The organism is Ruegeria discodermiae, assembly GCF_030758345.1.
Classification (GTDB): Bacteria; Pseudomonadota; Alphaproteobacteria; order Rhodobacterales; family Rhodobacteraceae; genus Ruegeria_C.
This window is the reverse complement of sequence record NZ_JAVAMO010000001.1, coordinates 333,884-354,505: the sequence shown is the minus strand read 5'-3', so window position 1 is coordinate 354,505 and position 20,622 is coordinate 333,884. Positions and strand designations below refer to the sequence as shown.

At 60.8% G+C, this 20,622-nt stretch carries 25 protein-coding genes; 9 read left to right on the top strand and 16 right to left on the bottom strand.

The window, feature by feature from the left end; genetic code table 11:
* Positions 1-25: 25 nt before the first annotated feature.
* From Q5Y75_RS01765 to fabD, 12 genes are all read right to left on the bottom strand, one after another.
* A complete protein-coding gene (locus tag Q5Y75_RS01765; RefSeq protein ID WP_306193757.1) occupies positions 26-250 on the bottom strand; it encodes a GTA head formation protein, RCAP_rcc01685 family in 225 nt (74 codons plus the stop codon).
* The gene (locus Q5Y75_RS01760; RefSeq protein ID WP_306193756.1) at positions 243-1,421 is read right to left on the bottom strand and encodes a phage portal protein; all 1,179 of its coding nucleotides are present in this window, start codon (positions 1,419-1,421) and stop codon (positions 243-245) included. Before Q5Y75_RS01760 ends, Q5Y75_RS01765 begins: the two co-directional genes overlap by 8 nt.
* A gap of 184 nt (positions 1,422-1,605) precedes the next feature.
* Positions 1,606-2,949 (bottom strand): DNA-packaging protein, encoded by a 1,344-nt coding sequence (locus Q5Y75_RS01755; protein ID WP_306193754.1) that lies wholly within the window; start codon positions 2,947-2,949, stop codon positions 1,606-1,608.
* Positions 2,885-3,229: a hypothetical protein gene (locus Q5Y75_RS01750; RefSeq protein ID WP_306193753.1), complete on the bottom strand. Its 345-nt coding sequence runs from the start codon at positions 3,227-3,229 to the stop codon at positions 2,885-2,887. The genes Q5Y75_RS01755 and Q5Y75_RS01750 overlap by 65 nt, the downstream gene beginning before the upstream one ends.
* Before the next feature lie 230 nt (positions 3,230-3,459).
* A complete protein-coding gene (locus Q5Y75_RS01745; protein ID WP_306193751.1) occupies positions 3,460-4,632 on the bottom strand; it encodes a hypothetical protein in 1,173 nt (390 codons plus the stop codon).
* A gap of 145 nt (positions 4,633-4,777) precedes the next feature.
* Positions 4,778-5,938: an endolytic transglycosylase MltG gene (gene mltG, locus Q5Y75_RS01740; protein WP_306193749.1), complete on the bottom strand. Its 1,161-nt coding sequence runs from the start codon at positions 5,936-5,938 to the stop codon at positions 4,778-4,780.
* The gene (gene fabF / locus Q5Y75_RS01735; RefSeq protein WP_306193747.1) at positions 5,939-7,204 is read right to left on the bottom strand and encodes a beta-ketoacyl-ACP synthase II; all 1,266 of its coding nucleotides are present in this window, start codon (positions 7,202-7,204) and stop codon (positions 5,939-5,941) included. It lies immediately after the preceding gene.
* Between the two features lie 196 nt (positions 7,205-7,400).
* On the bottom strand, positions 7,401-8,144 hold the full coding sequence (locus Q5Y75_RS01730; RefSeq protein WP_306193746.1) for a 1-(5-phosphoribosyl)-5-[(5-phosphoribosylamino)methylideneamino]imidazole-4-carboxamide isomerase: 744 nt from the start codon (positions 8,142-8,144) through the stop codon (positions 7,401-7,403).
* Positions 8,145-8,252: 108 nt separating this feature from the next.
* Positions 8,253-8,792, bottom strand: coding sequence for a GNAT family N-acetyltransferase (locus Q5Y75_RS01725; RefSeq protein ID WP_306193744.1), 540 nt, complete (start codon positions 8,790-8,792; stop codon positions 8,253-8,255).
* 159 nt (positions 8,793-8,951) lie between these two features.
* A complete protein-coding gene (locus Q5Y75_RS01720; protein ID WP_008756330.1) occupies positions 8,952-9,185 on the bottom strand; it encodes an acyl carrier protein in 234 nt (77 codons plus the stop codon).
* A gap of 208 nt (positions 9,186-9,393) precedes the next feature.
* Positions 9,394-10,131 carry a 3-oxoacyl-[acyl-carrier-protein] reductase gene (gene fabG / locus Q5Y75_RS01715; protein WP_306193741.1) on the bottom strand — a complete coding sequence of 246 codons (738 nt, stop codon included), beginning with the start codon at positions 10,129-10,131 and terminating at the stop codon, positions 9,394-9,396.
* Between the two features lie 82 nt (positions 10,132-10,213).
* The gene (gene fabD, locus Q5Y75_RS01710) at positions 10,214-11,146 is read right to left on the bottom strand and encodes an ACP S-malonyltransferase (protein ID WP_306193739.1); all 933 of its coding nucleotides are present in this window, start codon (positions 11,144-11,146) and stop codon (positions 10,214-10,216) included.
* A gap of 159 nt (positions 11,147-11,305) precedes the next feature.
* Here fabD and Q5Y75_RS01705 point away from each other — a divergent pair, with 159 nt between their 5' ends.
* A complete protein-coding gene (locus Q5Y75_RS01705; RefSeq protein WP_306193737.1) occupies positions 11,306-12,550 on the top strand; it encodes a cytochrome b/b6 domain-containing protein in 1,245 nt (414 codons plus the stop codon).
* A gap of 15 nt (positions 12,551-12,565) precedes the next feature.
* Here Q5Y75_RS01705 and Q5Y75_RS01700 read toward each other — a convergent pair whose 3' ends face one another.
* The 3 genes from Q5Y75_RS01700 to Q5Y75_RS01690 all read right to left on the bottom strand — a co-directional run bounded on the left by Q5Y75_RS01700 (position 12,566) and on the right by Q5Y75_RS01690 (position 14,379).
* On the bottom strand, positions 12,566-13,024 hold the full coding sequence (locus tag Q5Y75_RS01700) for a GNAT family N-acetyltransferase (RefSeq protein WP_306193735.1): 459 nt from the start codon (positions 13,022-13,024) through the stop codon (positions 12,566-12,568).
* 122 nt (positions 13,025-13,146) lie between these two features.
* Positions 13,147-13,719, bottom strand: a complete 573-nt coding sequence (locus Q5Y75_RS01695) for a YceI family protein (RefSeq protein WP_306193734.1) — start codon at positions 13,717-13,719, stop codon at positions 13,147-13,149.
* Positions 13,720-13,860: 141 nt separating this feature from the next.
* The gene (locus Q5Y75_RS01690; protein WP_306193732.1) at positions 13,861-14,379 is read right to left on the bottom strand and encodes a hypothetical protein; all 519 of its coding nucleotides are present in this window, start codon (positions 14,377-14,379) and stop codon (positions 13,861-13,863) included.
* 289 nt (positions 14,380-14,668) lie between these two features.
* Here Q5Y75_RS01690 and rpsF point away from each other — a divergent pair, with 289 nt between their 5' ends.
* The 5 genes from rpsF (at position 14,669) to Q5Y75_RS01665 (ending at position 17,474) form a co-directional block, all read left to right on the top strand.
* Positions 14,669-15,022: a 30S ribosomal protein S6 gene (gene rpsF / locus Q5Y75_RS01685; RefSeq protein WP_306193731.1), complete on the top strand. Its 354-nt coding sequence runs from the start codon at positions 14,669-14,671 to the stop codon at positions 15,020-15,022.
* A 26-nt stretch (positions 15,023-15,048) separates the two neighbouring features.
* On the top strand, positions 15,049-15,276 hold the full coding sequence (gene rpsR / locus Q5Y75_RS01680; RefSeq protein WP_005608650.1) for a 30S ribosomal protein S18: 228 nt from the start codon (positions 15,049-15,051) through the stop codon (positions 15,274-15,276).
* 11 nt (positions 15,277-15,287) lie between these two features.
* Complete coding sequence (gene rplI, locus Q5Y75_RS01675) at positions 15,288-15,908, top strand: 50S ribosomal protein L9 (protein ID WP_306193712.1); 621 nt, start codon at positions 15,288-15,290, stop codon at positions 15,906-15,908.
* Between the two features lie 240 nt (positions 15,909-16,148).
* Entirely contained in the window at positions 16,149-16,889 is a 741-nt protein-coding gene (locus tag Q5Y75_RS01670; RefSeq protein WP_306193711.1) for an acetoacetate decarboxylase, read from the top strand.
* Between the two features lie 96 nt (positions 16,890-16,985).
* Positions 16,986-17,474: a lytic transglycosylase domain-containing protein gene (locus Q5Y75_RS01665; RefSeq protein WP_306193710.1), complete on the top strand. Its 489-nt coding sequence runs from the start codon at positions 16,986-16,988 to the stop codon at positions 17,472-17,474.
* A gap of 42 nt (positions 17,475-17,516) precedes the next feature.
* Here the strand turns inward: Q5Y75_RS01665 and aqpZ are convergent, their stop codons facing one another.
* The gene (gene aqpZ, locus Q5Y75_RS01660) at positions 17,517-18,206 is read right to left on the bottom strand and encodes an aquaporin Z (protein ID WP_306193708.1); all 690 of its coding nucleotides are present in this window, start codon (positions 18,204-18,206) and stop codon (positions 17,517-17,519) included.
* A 226-nt stretch (positions 18,207-18,432) separates the two neighbouring features.
* Between aqpZ and Q5Y75_RS01655 the strand changes: the two genes are divergently transcribed.
* From Q5Y75_RS01655 to Q5Y75_RS01645, 3 genes are all read left to right on the top strand, one after another.
* Positions 18,433-18,834, top strand: a complete 402-nt coding sequence (locus Q5Y75_RS01655) for a helix-turn-helix domain-containing protein (RefSeq protein WP_306193707.1) — start codon at positions 18,433-18,435, stop codon at positions 18,832-18,834.
* 37 nt (positions 18,835-18,871) lie between these two features.
* Positions 18,872-19,573, top strand: a complete 702-nt coding sequence (locus Q5Y75_RS01650; protein ID WP_306193706.1) for a LuxR family transcriptional regulator — start codon at positions 18,872-18,874, stop codon at positions 19,571-19,573.
* 116 nt (positions 19,574-19,689) lie between these two features.
* Positions 19,690-20,568, top strand: a complete 879-nt coding sequence (locus tag Q5Y75_RS01645) for an acyl-homoserine-lactone synthase (RefSeq protein WP_306193705.1) — start codon at positions 19,690-19,692, stop codon at positions 20,566-20,568.
* Positions 20,569-20,622: the final 54 nt, after the last annotated feature.

Here is a 20,622-nt window from a genome sequence, read left to right as displayed (position 1 = left end):
ACACCTCCTCGCAAATCCCTGAAACTCATGGCGTTGCAATCACCAGCGATTGAAACGCCTGCGCCAGTATCACCGCCGCGACCCCGTAGACCGTCAGCCACAACCGTTTTTCCAGCCGCTGCATCAGCTCTTCCATCTGGTCCAGCCTCCGGCACAGATGCTCATGCTGGATCGCCGAGACCTTCTCATGCGCCGCCAGCCGCAGCCCCGGCGCGCAATCAAACGGCGCGTATCCCGGCCCATCAGCCATCCGCCTCTCCTGCGGGCAGTCCCAGTAACGCCCGCTTCTCCGCCCCACTTAGGAAGTCCGCATTGTTCACCCGCGCCCATTGCGCATCGCGCTCGGCGGCCAGCGCCGGAACCTGATCCAGATCCGGCTTCAGCTCGAACGCCTCGCCACTGAACCCGGACAGCCACTCCGACAGCGCCGCCGCCACCCGCGTCACCAGGGGCAGCACGGTCAGGCGGTAAAACGCCCGGTTGGCCTCCTGATAGTTCGAGTAGGTCGCGTCACCCTGGATGCCCAGCAACATCGGCGGCACCCCAAAGGCCAGCGCGATCTCGCGGGCGGCGGCTTCTTTGGTCTTCTGAAACTCCATATCCGAGGGCGAGAACCCCATCGGTTTCCAATCGAGCCCCCCTTCCAGAACCATTGGTCGCCCGGCATTGCGCGCGCCCTGATAATTCGCCTCGATCTCGTCGCTCAAGCGGCGGAACTGATCCTCGGCCATGACTCCCTGCCCGTCCGATCCTTTCCAGACCAGCGCCCCCGAAGGCCGCGCCGCATTGTCCAGAAGCGCCTTGGACCAGCGCGAGGCCGCGTTATGCACATCGACCGCCATCGCTGCCGCCTGCATCGGCGCAAAACCGTAATGGTCGTCCTGCGGATGAAAACTCTTGATATGGCAGATCGTCGGATTGACGCCCGTGACATCGAACCGATGCTTGCGCCCGCCCAACGCGTATTCATAGGCCACCGGCCAGCCATCCGGCCCCGGCACCACGCTGACCCGATCCGAGCGCAGAACATGCAGCTCAAGCGGCAAGCCGCCCTCGCCCTGCACCGCCTCGACATAAGCATTGCCCGACAAGAGCAGTTGCGCGAAAAGCGCCTCGAGCAGATCGGCCTTGCCCTGCGCCACATTCGGGCGTCGGATCAGCGACAGCAGAGGATGGGTCTCATAACGCTGCTCCGCATCCTGCAGGACCAAAGGCAGCGCCGACGCCGCCTCAGCGATCAGCTTTACCGACCGGAACCCCACCGGATTGCCCGCAAAGCCGGTCCGCGTCAGCGAGGCGGTGTCGCGCGCGCTCCACGCCACGCGGCCTGCACTGTGCCAGGTGACCACCGGCCCCGCCGCACTTGCCTTGGCCTCCGGCACATCCGCCTTTGCCCCGCGCCGCAAGAAATCAAATACCATCCGTGATGCTCCTCATTGCCCACCGCGCCAGTGACGCCTCACCGCTTCGTTGACACCGTTATCGCGCAAAGAGGTTGAAAGCCTCGGAACCCACCGTCCGCCCCCCGCGCAACGGGGCACAAAAAAAGGCGCCCGAAACCCGAGCGCCATTTTGTTGGATGTAGAGCGGCCGCAGCCGAGAGCCTTACAAAACCCGCAACCGTGGTCGCTTGTAGTGCACGGCTGATGCGATCATCAGTTCATGTAAGGCCCAGACCAGTGCATCCACCCGGTCCGGCGATCCCTGTCCCTCGAAGCCCTCGTTTGTCATCAGGCACATCTGCTCTTCCAAGGCACCAAGCCCTCGCAGGTGGAACACCTTGCCCTGCTCATAAAGCGCCGCCACCGGCTCCGCCCGCGCCGCCTTGCCCCGCGCCGCATGCACCGCCTTGAACGGCACCATCGGATCAACCTGACGTAAAACCTCTTCGACAAGCTGCCCGCCCTGATTGACCTCCGCCACCAGCCGCTCCGCATCAAATTCTTCCATCGCCGCAATGGCCGCCTGCGCCCAGCCCGCCGGTCCCTTTCCGTGCACCGTCCGGTCCGCCAGCACGTAAGCCCGCCAATCCTGCGGCGGCCCCTGTATCCGCGCGCCAACCACAACGATCCCACATTCATCCGCAGACGCGCCTGAACTCACCGCCGGATCTAGTGCCACCACCACCCGGTCAAGCTCAGGCGCGGCGTCAACCTGCGCGCCCTCCAGCATCTCAGAACTCCAGAGCGCGCCCTCGACATCGGCCATCAGAACGCCCTCAAGCTCCTGCCGTCCCAACCTTGTCCCGGCATAACGTGCCCGCACTTCGTCCAAGAACGAGTCCGCCAGATTGGCCCGATTCGCCTCAGTCGGCGCATGGGTCACCACGGTCGAGGGGGGCGCCAGCAAATCCCTGAGCGCCGTCACATTGCGCGGCGTGGTTGTTGCACAGACGCGCGGCGCATCCCCCAGCCGCAAGGCAAATTGCAACATATCCCAGGTCTCGCCTGCCTTCTTCCACTTCGCCAATTCATCGACCCATGCCGCATCAAATTGCGGCCCGCGCAAAGCCTCGGGGTCCGAGGCGGAAAACGCCTGCGCCTCGGACCCGTTGGGCCAGACCAGCCTGCGTTCCGAGGCTTTCCATTTCGGGCGACGATCCGGCGGCGAGCAGGCCAGTATCCCGCTATCGCCAAAAATCATCACATCGCGCACCTGGTCATAGGTCTCGCCCACCAGCGCCACACGGCGCGCCCGCCCGGCATCCAAAGGCCGCGCGCCTTCGACCATAGACCGCACCCATTCCGCCCCGGCACGCGTCTTACCCGCACCCCGGCCACCCATCACCACCCAGGCGCGCCAGTCGCCCTCGGGCGGCAACTGATGCGGCAGCGCCCAGAACTCGAACAGGAAAGGGAGGGCGCACAGCCCTCCCTCCCCGATCTCACTCAGGAACTCCTCCCTGACGGCAGCAGGCGCGGAGGCGAGCCAGTCGGCACCCGACCTCAAATCGAGCCTGCTCAAGGTCGAGGGCGTACCCGCCCTGGGCAATTCCGGTTTGGGCATGATGTAGTTCGACAAAACTTTTCTCCACTTTCTGACAGTCGCGGATCAGGCCGCTCACTTGTCCCAATTGCCTGGCTCCGCCAGCAAGATCTGCATCCTCCCCGGCCTCGATCTGTCTGCGCAGGTCTTCCGCCGCGTTTCGCAGACCGCGAATGGTTTCCTCGAACGACGCCAACAGGTCTGCCGTCCGCGAAATCCGCTCCTCCGGGGTAATCAAAGTCATGTTTGCTCGTGACCTCTTGCGTGAGTGATCTCCGCACGAGAGAAATGAAAAAACGGCCAACGGGGTCATCCCCGAGGCCGCTCACCCATGTCTTCCAGCATGACACAACCTATACGCGTTAACGTGCGGAAAGTCAAGGAATCCCGCAACAGATGCAACGGATAACCATCCGTTAAATATACGAAAAATTAGGAAAACCCTGCCAGACGCGCCGCGCGATCAGACGCCAGCTAGAACGGCAGTTGAGGCAGCGGCGGCGGCGCTGGCAGCCGATTATTTGCCATAGCAGCCGCAATCTCCCCAATCTGTTCATTGCAGATGACGCATGGCACCAACGATCCCGGCGTCAGCTTTGCCTTCATTGCGGCGAGTTCTTCCAGCAAGGGCAGAATCGGCACAGCAGGCGGCGCAACACTCATCGAGGCCGCCATATTCATGGCCCCCGAACTCGCGGCTTGCGCCCCTTGCGTCACATCCTCGATCTTGGGCAAGGCATCCAGCTGCACCTGCAGCGACTGCGCAGGCAGCGGCATCGGTATCTTCAGACTGGCCATATAGCTGAGCATCGCGTTTACCCGCGCAACACCGGCAGGCGTCAGCGCATCCGGCCCGAAGGCTTCCTGTATCGTCGCCAGATCCTGCACCTGCTCGGCCATGGCCTTCAACTCATCAAGCGGGATCGGCAAGGCAGGCACCGGGACGGTCGACAAGACGCCAAGCTGGCTCAGCAGCGCCTTTGTCAGGTTGGGATCGGACATGGCGGGCAACCCCATCGCCCCAGGCGCATTGGCCGCCTGCGCCGCCATTGCCATCTGATAGGCAAGATCCAGCTTTGGTCCGGGCAGGGCAAAAGGCGGCATACGCAAGCGCGGCAGCGTAGCGGCAAACCCCATGGCCGATGAAAATGTGCCTTGCGAATTGGCGACACCCGCCTGCGCGGCAAAGCTTGCATCCACATTGGCCAGCGCCATCGGGCAGATGCCCTGCGCCCGCAGCGCCAGCGTCACCCGCGCAGCGATGGCCATGTTCTGCATCTGCACGGCTGGCAAGGCTTGCGCCTGCGGCAGGACACTCGCCGCCAGGCTCGCAACGGCCTGCTGGATATAGGCCATCAGCATACGCGGATTGGTGACCGGAAAGACCGGCGCAACCATCGCCAGTTTCACCATCATCGACAGCATCCCGCCGCCGCCCGGTGGCAGCACGGCAGGCAACTGGATCGTCGGTGCATTGGCCGCAAGGGTCGCCCGCAGGTATGCATCCGAGCTCATGTCCGGCAGCATCGCAGCCAGTTTCATATCCGCACGGATGTCGGCCTGCGCCTGTGCCTGCAACCCCAGCAGGCTTTGCAGCTTTACCATCTGCGGCGGCACCGCCATGACCGACAGGCTGCTCGCCGGCATCACCGGCATGCTGAAGGCGGCAGTGTCACAAAAACAGGGCATGGGCGGTCCGATGTGGGGGATGTTTGTCAGGCAGGGCCATGAGGCCCCACCATACTAAACCCCGTTGCGTGCAAGAAATAAACTCCCTTTCGGACAAACCCGGTCAGTTCCCGGAATTTGCCCGCTCCGCCTCGATCTCGCGCCATTTGGCGACGTTGCGGTTATGCTCCTGCAACGTCTCGGCAAAAGCATGGCCCCCTGTGCCATCGGCAACAAAGAACACAAAATTCGTTTCCTCAGGCGCCACAGCGGCCTCCAGGCTGGCCAGTCCGGGATTGGCGATGGGCGTTGGCGGAAGCCCGTCGATCAGATAGGTATTCCAGGGTGTTACACGGCGAAGCTCACTGCGCCGCAAACCGCGTCCCAACACCCGTTGCCCCTTGGTGATCCCATAAATCACGGTCGGGTCTGTCTGCAGCTTCATCCCCTGATTGAGCCGATTCACAAAGACGCTGGCCACCTGGCCGCGCTCTTCGGACAGGCCGGTTTCCTTTTCGATGATCGATGCAAGGGTCAGCATCTCTTCCGGCGAGTTCAGCGGCAACCCGTCCTGACGGCTTTCCCAGACCGCGTTGATCCGCAATTCCTGCTTGTCCTGCATATCGGCCAGAACCGTCGAAACCTCGGTGCCCGGCCTCACCTCATAGCTGTCAGGGGCCAGCATGCCCTCACCCGGCAGCTCACCCGCATCACCGCTCAGCACATCCCAGGCCTTCAGCGCGTCGGCCACTTGCCAGGTGGTGACACCTTCGGCCATCGCGATGCGATAGCGTGTGTCCGATTGATCCCGTTTCTCGCCATAGACCTCTGGCGCGTCATCCGCATCGGGGTCAAATTCGGCCAGTTCCACGAATTGCAGGCTTTCGGGGTCCAACTCGCGCACTTCCATCTGGTTGCGGGTCACACCGATGCGATAAACGATTTCGGTCCCACAGGTGCTTGCACCGCCTTTGGTGATCTGATCGACGATCTGTTCCATCGTCGCACCCTCGCGCACCAGAAAGCTGCCGGCCTTCAGGTCCCCGGCCTTGTCCTGATAATCCGCCCCGATCCGGAAGATCCGCGCATTTGTCACTGCGCCCTGATCGACGAGATCATTGCTGACCCGTGTCATGTTCGACCCGGATTCAACCCGCAGACAGATCGCGCTTTCCAGCGGCCCGGCGGACCGGTATTGCGATTGACCCCACAGCACCACGCCAGCAACCAGAAACAAGCCAACCAGCAGGAATGTCAGCATGTTCGAGGCAAGACTGCGCCACATTTAGCTGGCCTTTCCGAAGATCACGCTCGCATTGGTGCCACCAAATCCGAAGGAGTTCGACAGGGCCACATCGATCTTGCGTTCCCGCTTGGCATTCGGGGCCAGGTCAACCGGCGTTTCGACAGCAGGGTTGTCCAGGTTGATCGTTGGCGGAGCGACCTGATCCCGGATCGCCAGGATCGAAAAGATGGCCTCAATCGCGCCTGCCGCACCCAGCAGATGCCCGGTGGCGGACTTGGTCGATGACATGGTCACATTCGCCGCATGATCCCCCAGCAACCGCTCAACCGCGCCCAACTCGATGGTATCCGCCATGGTCGAAGTGCCATGGGCGTTGATATAGTCCAGATCAGAGGCCTGCAGGCCCGCGCTGGCCAGCGCGGCATTCATCGAGCGCTCGGCCCCGTCGCCATCCTCAGATGGCGCGGTGATGTGATAGGCATCCCCGGACATGCCATAGCCCAGAACTTCAGCATAGATTTTTGCGCCGCGCGCCTTGGCATGTTCATACTCTTCGAGAACGACAATGCCCGCACCTTCACCCATGACAAACCCGTCGCGATCAACATCATAGGGGCGGCTTGCCGCTTGCGGATCGTCGCCATATTTAGTCGACAGCGCCTTGCAGGAGTTGAAGCCGGCAATCCCGATCTCGCAGATGCAGCCCTCGCCGCCGCCCGCGATCATCACATCGGCATCGCCGGCCCGGATGATACGGCTGGCATCGCCAATGGCATGCGCGCCTGTCGAGCAGGCGGTCACCACCGAATGGTTCGGCCCCTTGAATCCGAAACGGATCGACACCTGACCCGAGGCCAGGTTGATCAGCGCACCCGGAATAAAGAAGGGCGAGACCCGGCGCGGGCCACGTTCCTTGATCAGGTTGGCGGTTTCGGCAATCGAGCCCAGACCACCGATGCCGGACCCAATCAGAACGCCGGTACGCAGCCGGTCGGCCTCGTCCTCGGGGGTCCAGCCCGCATCTTGGCAGGCCATATCAGCGGCCGCGATGGAATAGAGGATGAAATCCTCGATCTTGCGCTGCTCTTTGGGGGGCATCCAGTCATCGGGGCTGAAGGTGCCATCGGTCCCGTCCCCGCGCGGCACCTCGCAGGCATAGGTTGTCGTGACCCCGGATGCCACAGCATCAAACCGTGTGATCGGGCCCGCACCCGATTGTCCGTCCAGCAATCTCGACCAGGTTTCCTCAACGCCGCTTGCCAGCGGAGTGACCAATCCGAGACCGGTTACAACGACTCTGCGCATATAGTGCCTCATGCCTGCTTTTCGTGTTCGTCACTGCTCTTAGCCTGCGCGGGGGGCCGGGGGCAAGTGTTCGGCACGTGACGGAACCGGCTATCCACCGCCTAACTGGGCGTCAGAGCACAAATGTTCCGTTCATCTATACACGCCCGCATGCCACTACAGGCGGCATGCGGCTGAGACGATAAGCAAGGCCGGATCAGCGGAATTCCGCGACCGGCTCATGCGCCTGGCGCGCAACGTCAAGCGCGTCGCTCAGATCCACAGTCTTGAGAAACAGCGCCCGGCCAACAATCGCGCCCGAGATGTTGTGGATATAGGCCAGACGCGAAATGTCATCGCTCGATCGAACCACACCGCTGGCGATCACCGGGGTCCGCGAATGGCTGGCCAATGCGGAAATCAGGCCCAATTGAGCCTCCAGGTCTTCCATGTCGCTGTCGATATCCGTGACGATGATCGAGGCCAGCGGCACGCCCTCAAATGCTTCAATAAAGGCTTCCGGCGCGAACGCGCTGGCGCTGCGCCAGCCTTCGGTCATAACCTGGCCGCGCCAAACATCGACCGACAGAACGATCTGATCGGGATACCGCTTGGCCAATTCCTTGACCATATCTGGTTCGATTGCCGCCAGCGTGCCCACCACGATCCGCGCCGCGCCCTTGTCGATCCAGCGTTCGATGGCCTCGCGACTGCGCATGCCGCCGCCAAGCTGCACCGGGATGCCCACGGCGCGAATGATCTCTTCGATCAGTTCGGCATTGCCATCCTTGCCGTCAATCGCGTCGAAATCGGTGATCTGCATGTACTCGGCCCCGGCCGCCGCCCATCCACGGGCGGTTTCGACAGGGTCCACATGCCACAGCATCGGGTCCTCAAGACGCCCCTTAGTCAGGGTCACGCAATGCCCGTTCTGAAGTTCCATTGTCGGATAAATTATCATGGCCGGTCCTTCCGCTGAGCCAACGCACTCATCACCATACCATACCTCGCGATAGCTCGGAAAAATCACCCAGTTTCGGCATTGCATGTGTCAATTGCGGCCTTCGCCTCAGACGCGGGCGGGCGGCCCCTTGCGGCAAAGGAGATTGACGCTCTTTTCATGGATCACCGCATCCCTGAGCGGCGCATAGCCCAGGCGTCCGGCAAGGCGCTGCGACACCGGGTTGTCAGCGTCGATCATCGCCACCAGCGGTCCGGGAATGACCCTGTCGAACCAGTCATGCGCAGCCTGAGCGGCCTCATAGCCATAGCCCTTGCCACGCGCCTCGGGCGCCAGCACCCAGCCGACCTCGGGGAAAGGATCGAAATCATCGCCTAAGGCGCGGTCGGTAAAGAAAAACCCCGCCTGTCCGATCATCCGGCGGGTTTTCTGTTCGATCACCGCCCATTGCCCGAACCCGGTCATCTGCCAGTGCCCGGCATTGCGCAGAAAAGCGGTCCAGGCCTCGCCGCGCGAACGCGGTTGCCCGCCGGTAAAGCGAATCACATCCGGATCCGCCCAGATCTCGGCATAGCGGTCGAAATCCTCCGGCCGCATTCCGCTCAGCGTCAGCCGGGCGGTATTTATCATCGGGACCGATCGGATCATTTTCTGCTCGTCTGATCTTGTGCCTCAGGCGGACCGTGCGACCAGCAAGAGATTCGGGCAAGAGACCGATGGTCGATTTACCGGCACAGCGCGGCAAACAAACAACAAAAAACGGCGCCTCCCGCAGGAGACGCCGTTTTGTCAGTCGTCAGCGTTGGCTCAGGAAGCTTCGCTGATGAATTTGACCGCATCGCCAAATGTCTGGATGGTCTCGGCTGCATCGTCCGGAATCTCGATGCCGAACTCTTCTTCAAACGCCATGACCAGCTCAACGGTGTCGAGGCTGTCTGCGCCCAGATCGTCGATGAACGACGCATTCTCGGCCACTTTGTCCTCTTCAACACCCAGGTGCTCTACAACGATCTTCTTAACGCGATCTGCGACGTCGCTCATGTCAATTCCTCATTCACATAGGGCCTCTTGGCCCGATTGTCTGCCCTTGCCCGCTCGGGTTGGCTTGGTTTTGCCCGGTCCGGGCGGTTTAGATCCCGGCTCGCCGGGCAAAAGGACGGGGCGAATGATCACCGCCCCGGGATGTGCGCCGCCTATAGCATAGTCGGCACACAAGGCAAACGGTTTCGCCGCCCGCCCGATTTGAAGCCTACAACATGGCCATGCCACCATTCACATGCAAGGTGCTTCCGGTGACATAGGCGGCTTCGGGACTGGCAAGATACAAAACGGCTGCCGCGATCTCTTCGGGTTCTCCCATGCGACCGGCAGGAACCTTGCGCAGCAGACCCTCTTTCTGCTCGTCGGTCAGTTTTTCGGTCATGGCGGTGGTAATGAAGCCCGGCGACACCGCGTTCACCGTAATGCCGCGGGTCGCAACCTCATGCGCAAGTGCCTTGGAAAATCCGATCATGCCAGCCTTGGAGGCGGCATAGTTGGCCTGCCCCGGATTGCCGATGGACCCGACCACGGACGAGATATTCACGATCCGGCCCCAGCGCTTCTTCATCATGCCGCGGATCACGCCTTTGCAGAGCTTCATCGTGGCGGTCATGTTCAGGTCGATCACGTTCTGCCATTCCTCATCCGACATCCGCATGAACAGGTTGTCACGCGTGATGCCCGCATTGTTGACCAGAATATCGACCGAGCCCATCGCCTCGGCCGCCTGTTTTGGCAGCGCTTCGACTGCCTCGGTATCGCCCAGGTTACAGGGCAGCACGTGGGCACGCTCGCCCAGATCATCGGCCAGTGCCTGCAAAGGCTCGACGCGGGTGCCGGACAGCCCCACCGTGGCCCCCGCCCCGTGCAGCGCGCGCGCGATATCGCCACCAATCCCGCCCGAGGCGCCGGTAATCAGCGCGTTCTTTCCGGTCAAGTCAAACATGTCTCAAGTCTCCCGCTGCGTTTGCAGCACAAGGTTTTCGTTTCGCGCGGGGGTATTCAGGGGAAACCCGCGCTCGTCAATTCTATTGTGCCAGAACAGCCGCAACGTCGTCAGGCGTGCCGACCGCGTATGAGGTGATGGCACGGTCGATCTTGCGGATCATGCCCGACAGGGCCTTGCCCGCGCCGATCTCCCACACGCCGGTCACGCCTTGCGCCGCCATATACTGCACGCTTTCGCGCCAGCGCACCGAACCGGTGACCTGCTCGACCAGCAATTGCCGGATCATATCCGGGTCCGAGACCGCCTCGGCCCGCACATTGGCAACCAGTGGCACGGCAGGGGCTTTGATCTCGACCCCGGCCAGCGCCTCGGCCATCACGTCGGCGGCGGGCTGCATCAGCGCGCAATGGAACGGAGCGCTGACCGGCAGCATCACCGCCCGCTTGGCACCCTTTTCCTTGGCGATCACCGCAGCGCGTTCCACCGCCGCCTTGCTGCCCGAAACAACGACTTGTGTAGGATCGTTGTCATTGGCGGCCTGGCACACATCGCCCTGCGCCGCCTCATCAGCCACCGCGCGCACGGCCTCCAGATCGAGGCCCAGAATGGCCGCCATCGCGCCCTCGCCCACCGGCACCGCGCTTTGCATGGCCTGCCCGCGGGTGCGCAGCAGCCGCGCCGTGTCCGCCACGCTCAACGCCCCGGCAGCCGCCAATGCCGAATACTCGCCCAGCGAATGCCCGGCCACAAACGACGCCCGGTCAATCGACACGCCTTCGGCCTCCAAAGCGCGCATCGCGGCCAGCGAGGTCGCCATCAGCGCCGGTTGCGCGTTCTGCGTCAGCGTCAGCTCGGCAATATCGCCCTCCCAGATGAGATCACTCAGCTTTTCCCTCAGCGCCGCGTCGACCTCGTCGAAAACCGCTTTGGCGGCCGGATAGGCCTCGGCCAGCGCCTTGCCCATTCCGATGGTCTGCGCGCCCTGTCCGGGAAAAACGAATGCTAATGTCATGGCTGCTTGGTCCTGCGTTCTGTCCTGTCGGCCCCGTTTAGACAACCAGCCCGCGCCGCACAAGCTCTGCATCCGGACACGTTACCTGTGCGCAGAGGTGACTTGTCCCGCCTCGCGGGCACGATAATGTTGCGACACAGACCCAGTCAGGAGCCGTCCATGTCCATCGCCAATACCAGCCACAGCTATGGCAGTGTTTCGAAATGGTTCCACTGGCTGACCGCCCTGTTGATCTTGACGGTGATCCCGCTGGGCCTGATCGCCAATTCGCTTGCCGAGGCGATCGTCAATCCTGACATCCCCACAACCGACGCACAGGTCGCGCGCGCCGCGCTGCTGTTCTCGATGCACAAAACCATCGGCGTGACCATTTTCTTTGTGGCGCTGGCGCGGATCATCTGGACGCTGACCCAACCGCATCCGGGGCTGCTGAATGCCGATAACAAGCCCGAGGCCTTTGCCGCCGAGACGATGCATTGGCTGCTCTATGGCTCGCTGGTCGCAGTCCCGCTCAGCGGCTGGATACACCATGCGGCAACCACCGGCTTTGCGCCGATCTGGTGGCCCTTCGGTCAATCCCTGCCCTTTGTTCCCAAAAGCGAGAGCGTCGCGGAATTCTCCGCCGGGCTGCACTGGATCCTGCAATGGGTGCTGATCGGGGCGCTGGTGCTGCATATCGCGGGGGCGGTGAAGCATCACATCATCGACCATGACCAGACCCTGCGCCGGATGCTGCCCGGCCCCAATACCGCGCCGGAACCGCCCACGCAGCACCGTTCGGCCCTGCCACCGATTGCCGCCCTCATCGCCTGGGGCGCTGCCATCATCGGAGGCGCAATGATCGGCGCGTTCAGCCACGGCGCGCATGATCATAGCGAGGACCATCATGCGGGCCAGGCAGAGCTGGCCGAGGTGCAATCAGACTGGGAGGTCGAAGAAGGCAGCCTGGGCATTTCCGTCACCCAGTTGGGCAGCAAGGTAGATGGCAGTTTCGCCGACTGGACCGCGTCCATCAGTTTCGACGCGCCAGACGCCCCCGGCAAGGCGGGCGATGTCGAGGTTGTGGTCTCGATCCCGTCGCTGACGCTCGGCTCGGTCACCGGCCAGGCGCTCGGAGCAGATTTCTTTGACGCCGCGCAGTTTCCGACGGCCAATTTCACCGCAGAGCTCTTCAAGACCGAAACCGGCTACGAGGCACGCGGCCCGCTCACCATCCGCGACCAATCGTTGGATGTGGTCCTGCCCTTCGATCTGGCGCTTGAAGATGATCGCGCAGACATGACCGGATCGCTGCAGCTGAACCGGCTTGATTTCGGCATCGGTCAGAGCATGCCCGACGAAAGCTCCCTCGCCTTCGGCGTGGAGGTTGTGGTGTCCCTGACCGCAGAACGCGATGATGACTGAGGCCACCGGTAGGCGCTAGCGACCCTCATCTGCCCGCTTCTGAAACCCGGTCTTGGTTTGCCTGAACCCGGCTCTCTCATAGAATGCCAAGGTCGCGGGCTTTTTCGAGCCGGTCATCAGCATCACCTTATAGCAGCCCTGATCCCAGGCGCGCTGTGACGCTGCATCCAGTATGCGCTTGCCATACCCTCGGCATCGGTGATCCGTATGTGTCACGACATTTTCGACCAAGGCATAAGGGGTTCCACCCCTGGTCAAATTGGGAATAACCACCAGGGCGCAAGAGGCCACCAATTCTCCGTCAACCTCACCCAGCAACAGGGCGCTTCCGTCGTATAACGAAAACCTGCGAAAGATATCTTCGGCGGTTTCCACTGAAAACGGTAGGTTGTTGATTGTCAGATGGGTGTAGAGTTCCAGCAGGCTGGCCAGGTCATCTGTGCCCGCTTCCCGGATTGTAAATGCATCGCGCATAGCCGCTGGGATAAGCCATGTGGTTTTGCTCGGCAACTCTGCAGATGCGGCAAGCACATAGGTCCTGCATGAAAAACGCCGGGGCGAGCCCCGGCGTCGATCAGAAATATTTTGTGGTCGGATTACTCCGCTTTCATCGCCTCGACCGAGATGAAGACGTTAACCTCATCGCTCACGAAGGGCGCGAAATTGCCGACATCGAATTCCGACCGGACCAGCGTGGTGGTGGCGTCAAAGCCCAGCCAGGGTTTCTTGGCCATGGGATGTTCAGCCGATTGATTCAGCTTTGCATCCAGAACCACCGACTTTGTAATTTCGTTCATGGTCAGATCACCGGTGATCTTGGCGGTGTCCTCACCGGTCACCTCGATGCTGGTCGAGGTGAATGTGACCAGATCTTCGTCACTTGCGCCAAAGAAGTCGTCGGACATGAAATGCTCATCGCGTTTTTCCCAACCCGTGAACATCGACTTGACCGGCATCGCGACCGAGACGCTGGAATCAGCGGGGTTTTCGGCGTCAAACATGATCTCGCCCTCGAACCCCGAGAACATGCCGTAGGTGGTCGAGAACCCGAGATGGTTATAGTCAAACACAACCTGGCTGTGGCTGGCATCCAATAGGTATTTCTCCGGCGCGGCAAAGCCGGCAGTCGCGGCTGTCGCCAGAGCGGCGGCAAAAAGGGCGGTTTTCATAGGGGTCTTCTCCGGTCAATTGTTTGCGCATCAGTACGGGGCCGCTGAATACGACGCCATGACAACAGAATTGCGCCGCCCGAGGGCGACGGCAAGTCTCTATAAGCTCACAATTGCTGTGATCAGGTGAACATCCGCCGATCAGGCGGTGATATTGACCATCCCGCTCAACTGCGCGCGCAGCGCATCGCGCACCTCGGGGGACTCGATCGGCAGGCGCATCAGCATGGTGCCATCCACATCAAAGACCTCCAGCAGGTTTTCGGTGAACCGGGCGGCGCCAAGGCTCTCGTAGCTGCGGCGCAGGACCGTCTGGGGGCGTCCGCGGTTGTTCTTCTGCAACACCCGTACCTCGCGGCGGATCGGGTCGAAATAGGCATCGGGCTGATTGTCCACATGGTGCATCATCAGTAATGCCATCCCGCAGAGCAGGAAAAACAGCGATGCGCCAAGTTTGAACGTTGCCGCCTCGGCCGACATATCCGCGCCCGGCAACAGCCACATCAGCGCCGAGCCCAGGATCATCGCGGTGCCGAAAATCCGGAACAGCACCTTTCGTGCCGGCCAGTTTGGCGCAAAGGCAATCATCAATGGCATCGCTTCCTCAAAGCTGGGAAGGGCGACCGCCTGCTCCATCATATCCTTGCGCACTGCTTTCATCCTTCTGGCATCCTTGTCGCATCTGATCCGTTTGCGGGAAGTTCTCCCCTTGGTTGCAAGCTTCTAAAGAGAAAGCGTCAGGATTGCGGCACGCCCGCGAAAGATTGGGGCATGCGCGGGGAATTTGAGCGGCAGCCGCACCCTGTTTCTGCCCTTGCATGGCCCGCCAGAGGGTGTATATAGCGCCATCCTTTCGCAGGATTTCGAACCGCGCATCCTCTCGTGGTGGGGCAGCGAAAGGTCAAACGCCCCGTCTTTGAAGTGCGCCTTGACAGAAACAGGAGTTCACATGCCGCTTTATGAGCATGTCATGATTGCGCGTCAGGACCTGTCCAACACGCAAGCCGAGGGCCTCATCGAACATTTCGGTGCCGTGCTGTCCGACAATGGTGGCAACCTTGTCGATCACGAGTACTGGGGCGTCAAGACGATGGCCTACAAGATCAACAAGAACCGCAAGGGCCACTATGCCTTCCTGCGCACCAATGCACCCGCACCGGCCGTTCAGGAGATGGAGCGTCTGATGCGCCTGCATGACGACGTGATGCGCGTTCTGACCATCAAGGTCGACGAGCATGCCGAGGGCCCCTCGGTCCAGATGCAGAAGCGCGACGAGCGCGAAGGCCGCCGCGAGCGCCGCTGATCTTAGCTTGAGAAAGGACATCTGAAATGGCTGCAAAACCGTTTTTCCGCCGTCGCAAGGTTTGCCCGTTCTCCGGTGAGAACGCGCCCAAGATCGACTACAAGGACACCCGTCTGCTGCAACGCTATATCTCTGAGCGTGGCAAGATCGTACCGTCCCGCATAACCGCCGTTTCGGCCAAGAAGCAGCGTGAACTGGCTCGCGCCATCAAACGCGCCCGTTTCCTGGCCCTGCTGCCCTACGCCGTGAAGTAAGGAGACTGATCATGCAAGTTATCCTTCTGGAACGTGTTGCCAAGCTTGGCCAGATGGGCGACGTCGTTGACGTCAAGCCCGGCTTTGCCCGCAACTTCCTGCTGCCCCAGGGCAAGGCCCTGAGCGCGTCCCAAGCCAATATCGACTCGTTCGAGGCCCAGAAAGCGCAGCTTGAGGCGCGCAACCTGGAGACCAAGAAAGAAGCCGAGGCTCTGGCCGAGAAGCTCGACGGTCAGCAGTTCATCGTGATCCGCTCGGCCTCTGACGCTGGCGCGCTTTACGGCTCAGTCACCCCGCGTGACGCCGCCGATGCGGCCACCGCCGACGGGTTCACCGTCGACAAGAAACAGATCGCGCTGGTTGCACCGATCAAGGAACTGGGTCTGCACTCGGTTTCGGTGATCCTGCACCCCGAGGTTGAAGCTTCGATCCAGCTGAACGTTGCGCGTTCGCAAGAAGAAGCCGAACTGCAGGCCTCGGGTAAGTCGATCCAGGAATTGGCAGCCGAAGAAGAAGCCGAAGCCGAGTTCGAAATCTCGGAACTCTTCGACGATATCGGCTCTGCCGCATCCGAAGACGAAGAACTGGTTGCCGACGCCGAAGCGCCCGCCGAGGACGACAGCACCAACTGAGCCCCTGGGCTTTGACAGATTTCAATGCCGCGCGAAGCCCTTCGCGCGGCATTTTTTTGTTATCGACGCATCTGCCAGCCAAGCGCTGAACTTCGATCTGGAAAATCCGCGCACGCCAAGTCTAATCTCAGGATGAAACGTTCTGGCTGCTGGGTGCATGAACATTCTGCACCACCAGAACCCCTATTTGATGGGCGACCATCGCCTGCGGTCGCGTTCTTGGGACAGAAGGATATTCAGATGACGCCCGGTGACATAAAATCCAAAGCCTTTGCGATGCCGCTGACCAGCCCGTCTTATCCGCGCGGGCCCTACAAGTTCTTCGACCGAGAATTTATGATCATCACCTATCGCACAGATATCGATGGTTTGCGTGCGGTAGTTCCTGAACCGCTGGAGATCATCGAGCCCGTCGTAAAGTACGAATTCATCCGCATGCCCGACTCGACCGGTTTCGGAGATTACACCGAATCCGGTCAGGTCATCCCTGTGATCTATCAGGGCAAGCCTGGCTCTTACGTGCACTCCATGTATCTCAACGACCACAGCCCGATTGCCGGTGGCCGCGAGATCTGGGGCTTTCCCAAAAAACTCGCCGAACCCAGCCTGCGGGTCGAGAAAGAAACGCTGGTTGGAACGCTGGATGTGGGATCGGTGCGGGTCGTCACCGGCACGATGGGCTATAAGCACCGCGAGTTGGACAAGGCCGCCGTGCAGTCGGCGTTGCAGCAACCCAGCTTCCTGCTGAAGATCATCCCGCATGTCGATTGCACGCCGCGAATCTGCGAGTTAGTCAGATATTATCTTGAGGACGTCACCGTGAAGGGCGCGTGGCAGGCACCCGCCGGGTTGACTGTCAACCAGCATGCCTTTGCGCCGGTGGCTGATCTGCCGGTGCTCGAAACTCTCTCGGCCACCCATATCCTTGCAGATCTGACCATCGGATTGGGAGAGGTGGTGCACGACTACCTGCCCGGATGAACGCGTCTGGAATCGGCAAAATTTGGCAAAGACCCTCCTGGTTGCAGTTCCCCTCGGGATCACCGGGCGCTAACCTGCCGCGAACAGGAGACCACAATGCCCCCCATCACCCGCCGAAACACGATTGCGATGCTCGCAGCAACCACCCTGCTGACCGCCTGCGGCGAGCGGGCGCGCGGAACCGAACGGCCCGACGCGTTCGACCCACCGCTCTACCCAAACGAGACGCCGGAACTGCGCGCCTCGATCAACAAATGGGCCGATCACTACGAGGTCCCGCGCGAGCTGGTCCACAAGCTGGCTATCCGCGAAAGCACCCATCGCCCCTGGGCGGTGAACCGACCTTATTACGGTCTGCTGCAGATCCTGCCCGCGACTGCCCGCTCGATGGGGTATAGCGGTTCGCCCAAAGGGCTATTGGACGCAGACACCAATTTGGAATTTGCCGGGAAATACCTGCGCGGGGCCTGGTTGCTGGCCGATGGCGATCAGGCCTACGCGATCCGGCTTTATGCCAAAGGCTACTGGCCCGAGGCCAAACGGGCCGGAATGCTGGTTGAAACCGGGCTGGTACAGCCGAAATAGCAGCGAGTGCCGGACCGCAAGAGGCCCGGCGCGTTTTTCATGTCAGTCTTCGGGCGACATGATCTTCCAGATCACCGCACCGATGGCCGCCCCGATCAGCGGCGCCACCCAGAACAGCCAGAGCTGCGCCAGCGCCGGTCCATCCGCGAATAGCGCCACACCGGTGGAGCGTGCCGGGTTCACGGAGGTATTGGTCACCGGGATCGAGATCAGGTGGATCAGCGTCAGGCCCAAGCCAATCGCGATCGGCGCAAAACCTGCCGGTGCCCCCTTGGATGTCGCCCCCAGGATGATGATCAGGAAAAACGCGGTCATCACGATCTCGGTCACCAGGGCGGCCATCAGCCCATAGCCCTCGGGCGAGGCCGCGCCATAACCGTTTGAGGCGAATCCGCCGACGCCTTCGAACCCGGCCTTGCCCGAAGCGATGATATAAAGAATCAGTGCCGCAATGATTGCGCCCAGCACCTGCGCCACCCAATAGGGCAGCAGTTCGCGACCCTCATGCCGCCCCCCCAGCACTAGGCCCAGCGTCACCGCCGGGTTGAAATGACCGCCCGAGATATGGCCAACCGTATAAGCCATCGTCAGCACCGTGAGGCCAAAGGCAAAGCTGACCCCAAGCCAGCCGATTCCCACATCGGCGACCCCTGCGGCCAGAACCGCACTGCCACAACCGCCCAGAACCAGCCAGAACGTCCCGAAGAATTCGGCAATCAATTTCTTCGTCATGTTTATCTCCCTCGTGAAATACCCGCCATTCAAAGCGATTGTTTCTGACTTATGCGACCAAAAGGCCGCATAATCACGTCCACGTTACCACAACAACAACTTAAAACTGAAAATAGTTGATTGATAACAATCAATAATGCACAGTGAGGTTCGTTGATCGATTGGGCTGTGTGTTTTGGTCGGATCGGTCGTGAGGGGAAACGTAATAGGTTTAGTAGGTGACAAGGTGGAGACTGTTGATTTTGTCGTGGGCCAGAGGATTCGGGCCCGTCGCGTAGCTATGGGGGTCAGCCAGGCGGATTTGGGGAAGTCCATTGGCGTAAGGTTCCAGCAAGTACAAAAATACGAATCCGGTGCCAACCGGGTCAGTGCATCGCGCCTTTGGGCGATCGCTGAGGCGCTAGACGTGCATGTAAGCCACTTTTTTGCCGGGATTCGGCCCGGAAATGCGGATTCTGGTGACAAATCTGCACCAAAAGATGAATTCGGCTTCCTAAAAGAGCATGATGCTGTTGAAATGTTGTCAATCTATCGCAGTTTAAAGCCTGCACATAAACATGCGGTCTTGTCCTTTGTGCGTACATTGACGCAAGATGCAACTATAAGGCGGTTCGACGAAGCCAAATAGCGGCCCGGGCCGCCACCCGCTTGAAAGGGGACATGCGGTGAAGCTGATCGATCTCGGGGCGGCGCCTGATCAGGAAACTCAATACAAAGAGTTTCTGCATCAGTTGTGCGACCAGTTCGAAATGGACCATGCCGCTTATGCGGGCATGAACCCGGCCGCTGGCACGATTCATGGCCACGTCACCTACAACGACGAGTGGAAGGCGCATTACGAGGAAAATCAGTTCCAGCTGATCGATCCGACGCTGCATATGAGTCAGCGCAGCATCGCTCCGGTTGACTGGAGCAGGCTGGAGCGCAGCGGCGAGTTTCAGCATGTTTTCAAAGATGCGTCGGATTTCGGCATTTGCGATCAGGGGCTGACCGTCCCTGTTCGCGGCCCCTTCGGGGATATCGGGCTGCTGAGCGTCAACCGCGATTGCAGTTCGGAAGAATGGAAAAAGGTGGTCGGCAACGTCATTGGCGAGTTGCAATCCATGGCGGTCCATATCCACGATTCGGTCATGCATTCCGATGAGTTGAGCCGCATCCTCTATCATCCCTCCCTATCCTCGCGCGAGGTTGAAATCCTGCAATGGGTCGCAGCAGGCAAATCGCAGCAGGATATCGGAGACATCCTTTCGATCTCGCACCGAACAGTTGAAGTGCACCTGCGATCCAGCCGCGACAAGCTTTGCGCGCTGACGACGCCGCAAGCGGTCGGACGAGCCATAGCCAACGGTTTGATCTACCCAAGCTAGACTCGGACTTCTCCAACTAAACCAAAAAGTTCGTCCACTACGGGAATCCCCGAATAGTGCTTCCGGTTATGTTGGGTAACTATCAGTTTACATAACCACTCGCTAAGGGGGAAACCATGATACTGGTAATAGATGCCTTAAATAAACACCTGTTCACAAACATCCTTGAGGACATGTTCCAACTCCGTGCACGCGTCTTCGGGGGAAGACTGGGCTGGGAAGTCAATGTGGAAGACGGCAAGGAAATCGATGATTTCGACAGCCTTGATCCGGCTTATGTCGTTGGCCTGAATGACGATGGCAATGTCGTCTCTTGCGTGCGCGCCCTGCAGACCACCGGCCCGCATATGCTCTCGGACGTGTTCTCTGCGATCCTCGACGGGGAACCGCCGATCCGAAGTGCGACGGTGTGGGAATCGACGCGCTTCTGTGTGGATACCAACCGCCTGACTCGCGGCAAGGACCGCAACTCTGTCTCCTACGCCACATGCGAATTGATGATCGGTTCGCTGGAGTTTGCCCAACGGTCAGGGATAACGGATATCGTGACCGTCATCGACCCGGTGATGGACCGTGTCCTGAAACGTTCTGACAATGCCCCTTATGATTACGTCGGCAAGAAGGTCGGAATGGGCAAGGTACCCGCGCTTGCCGCCCTGCTCGACTGTTCGGAGGAACGGATCAACCGGGTGCGTGAGTTCTCGGGCATTAACCATGACGTCTTCATCGATGAAGAAGCAGCGTTATCCAGGTTCGGCACAACAGTGCCCGATCCAGCGCCCGAAAACCCCTTTGCCCCGGCCGCCGCGAACAAAGACAACCTTCCGCGCAGCCAGCTTGAGAACTACCTTTTCGAGCAGCTTGACCAGGCGACCAACGAAAGCGAACGCCAGGCGGCGCTGCGCTTGATGGATGCTCTGTCCAACACCTTGTCCAGCGAACAAAAGGACGCGATGCGCTTGGGCGCGGGCCGCGTTCTCGCCAAAGGCGCCTAAGCGCGTCCCGTCTCGCCACTCACTCGCGAACGGAAAGAGCCGCCCCAGTTATCT

Excerpts from the sequence above, each read along its gene's own strand:
- fabG (WP_306193741.1), bottom strand. The coding sequence starts at position 10,131 with ATGTTTGACTTGACCGGAAAGAACGCGCTGATTACCGGCGCCTCGGGC.
- Q5Y75_RS01745 (WP_306193751.1), bottom strand. The coding sequence starts at position 4,632 with ATGCCGGCGAGCAGCCTGTCGGTCATGGCGGTGCCGCCGCAGATGGTA.
- aqpZ (WP_306193708.1), bottom strand. The coding sequence starts at position 18,206 with ATGACGAAGAAATTGATTGCCGAATTCTTCGGGACGTTCTGGCTGGTT.
- Q5Y75_RS01760 (WP_306193756.1), bottom strand. The coding sequence starts at position 1,421 with ATGGTATTTGATTTCTTGCGGCGCGGGGCAAAGGCGGATGTGCCGGAG.
- rplI (WP_306193712.1), top strand. The coding sequence starts at position 15,288 with ATGCAAGTTATCCTTCTGGAACGTGTTGCCAAGCTTGGCCAGATGGGC.
- Q5Y75_RS01665 (WP_306193710.1), top strand. The coding sequence starts at position 16,986 with ATGCCCCCCATCACCCGCCGAAACACGATTGCGATGCTCGCAGCAACC.
- fabF (WP_306193747.1), bottom strand. The coding sequence starts at position 7,204 with ATGCGCAGAGTCGTTGTAACCGGTCTCGGATTGGTCACTCCGCTGGCA.
- Q5Y75_RS01765 (WP_306193757.1), bottom strand. The coding sequence starts at position 250 with ATGGCTGATGGGCCGGGATACGCGCCGTTTGATTGCGCGCCGGGGCTG.
- rpsF (WP_306193731.1), top strand. The coding sequence starts at position 14,669 with ATGCCGCTTTATGAGCATGTCATGATTGCGCGTCAGGACCTGTCCAAC.
- rpsR (WP_005608650.1), top strand. The coding sequence starts at position 15,049 with ATGGCTGCAAAACCGTTTTTCCGCCGTCGCAAGGTTTGCCCGTTCTCC.
- Q5Y75_RS01670 (WP_306193711.1), top strand. The coding sequence starts at position 16,149 with ATGACGCCCGGTGACATAAAATCCAAAGCCTTTGCGATGCCGCTGACC.
- Q5Y75_RS01645 (WP_306193705.1), top strand. The coding sequence starts at position 19,690 with ATGATACTGGTAATAGATGCCTTAAATAAACACCTGTTCACAAACATC.
- Q5Y75_RS01730 (WP_306193746.1), bottom strand. The coding sequence starts at position 8,144 with ATGATAATTTATCCGACAATGGAACTTCAGAACGGGCATTGCGTGACC.
- fabD (WP_306193739.1), bottom strand. The coding sequence starts at position 11,146 with ATGACATTAGCATTCGTTTTTCCCGGACAGGGCGCGCAGACCATCGGA.
- Q5Y75_RS01750 (WP_306193753.1), bottom strand. The coding sequence starts at position 3,229 with ATGACTTTGATTACCCCGGAGGAGCGGATTTCGCGGACGGCAGACCTG.
- mltG (WP_306193749.1), bottom strand. The coding sequence starts at position 5,938 with ATGTGGCGCAGTCTTGCCTCGAACATGCTGACATTCCTGCTGGTTGGC.
- Q5Y75_RS01725 (WP_306193744.1), bottom strand. The coding sequence starts at position 8,792 with ATGATCCGATCGGTCCCGATGATAAATACCGCCCGGCTGACGCTGAGC.
- Q5Y75_RS01700 (WP_306193735.1), bottom strand. The coding sequence starts at position 13,024 with ATGCGCGATGCATTTACAATCCGGGAAGCGGGCACAGATGACCTGGCC.
- Q5Y75_RS01690 (WP_306193732.1), bottom strand. The coding sequence starts at position 14,379 with ATGAAAGCAGTGCGCAAGGATATGATGGAGCAGGCGGTCGCCCTTCCC.
- Q5Y75_RS01705 (WP_306193737.1), top strand. The coding sequence starts at position 11,306 with ATGTCCATCGCCAATACCAGCCACAGCTATGGCAGTGTTTCGAAATGG.
- Q5Y75_RS01720 (WP_008756330.1), bottom strand. The coding sequence starts at position 9,185 with ATGAGCGACGTCGCAGATCGCGTTAAGAAGATCGTTGTAGAGCACCTG.
- Q5Y75_RS01695 (WP_306193734.1), bottom strand. The coding sequence starts at position 13,719 with ATGAAAACCGCCCTTTTTGCCGCCGCTCTGGCGACAGCCGCGACTGCC.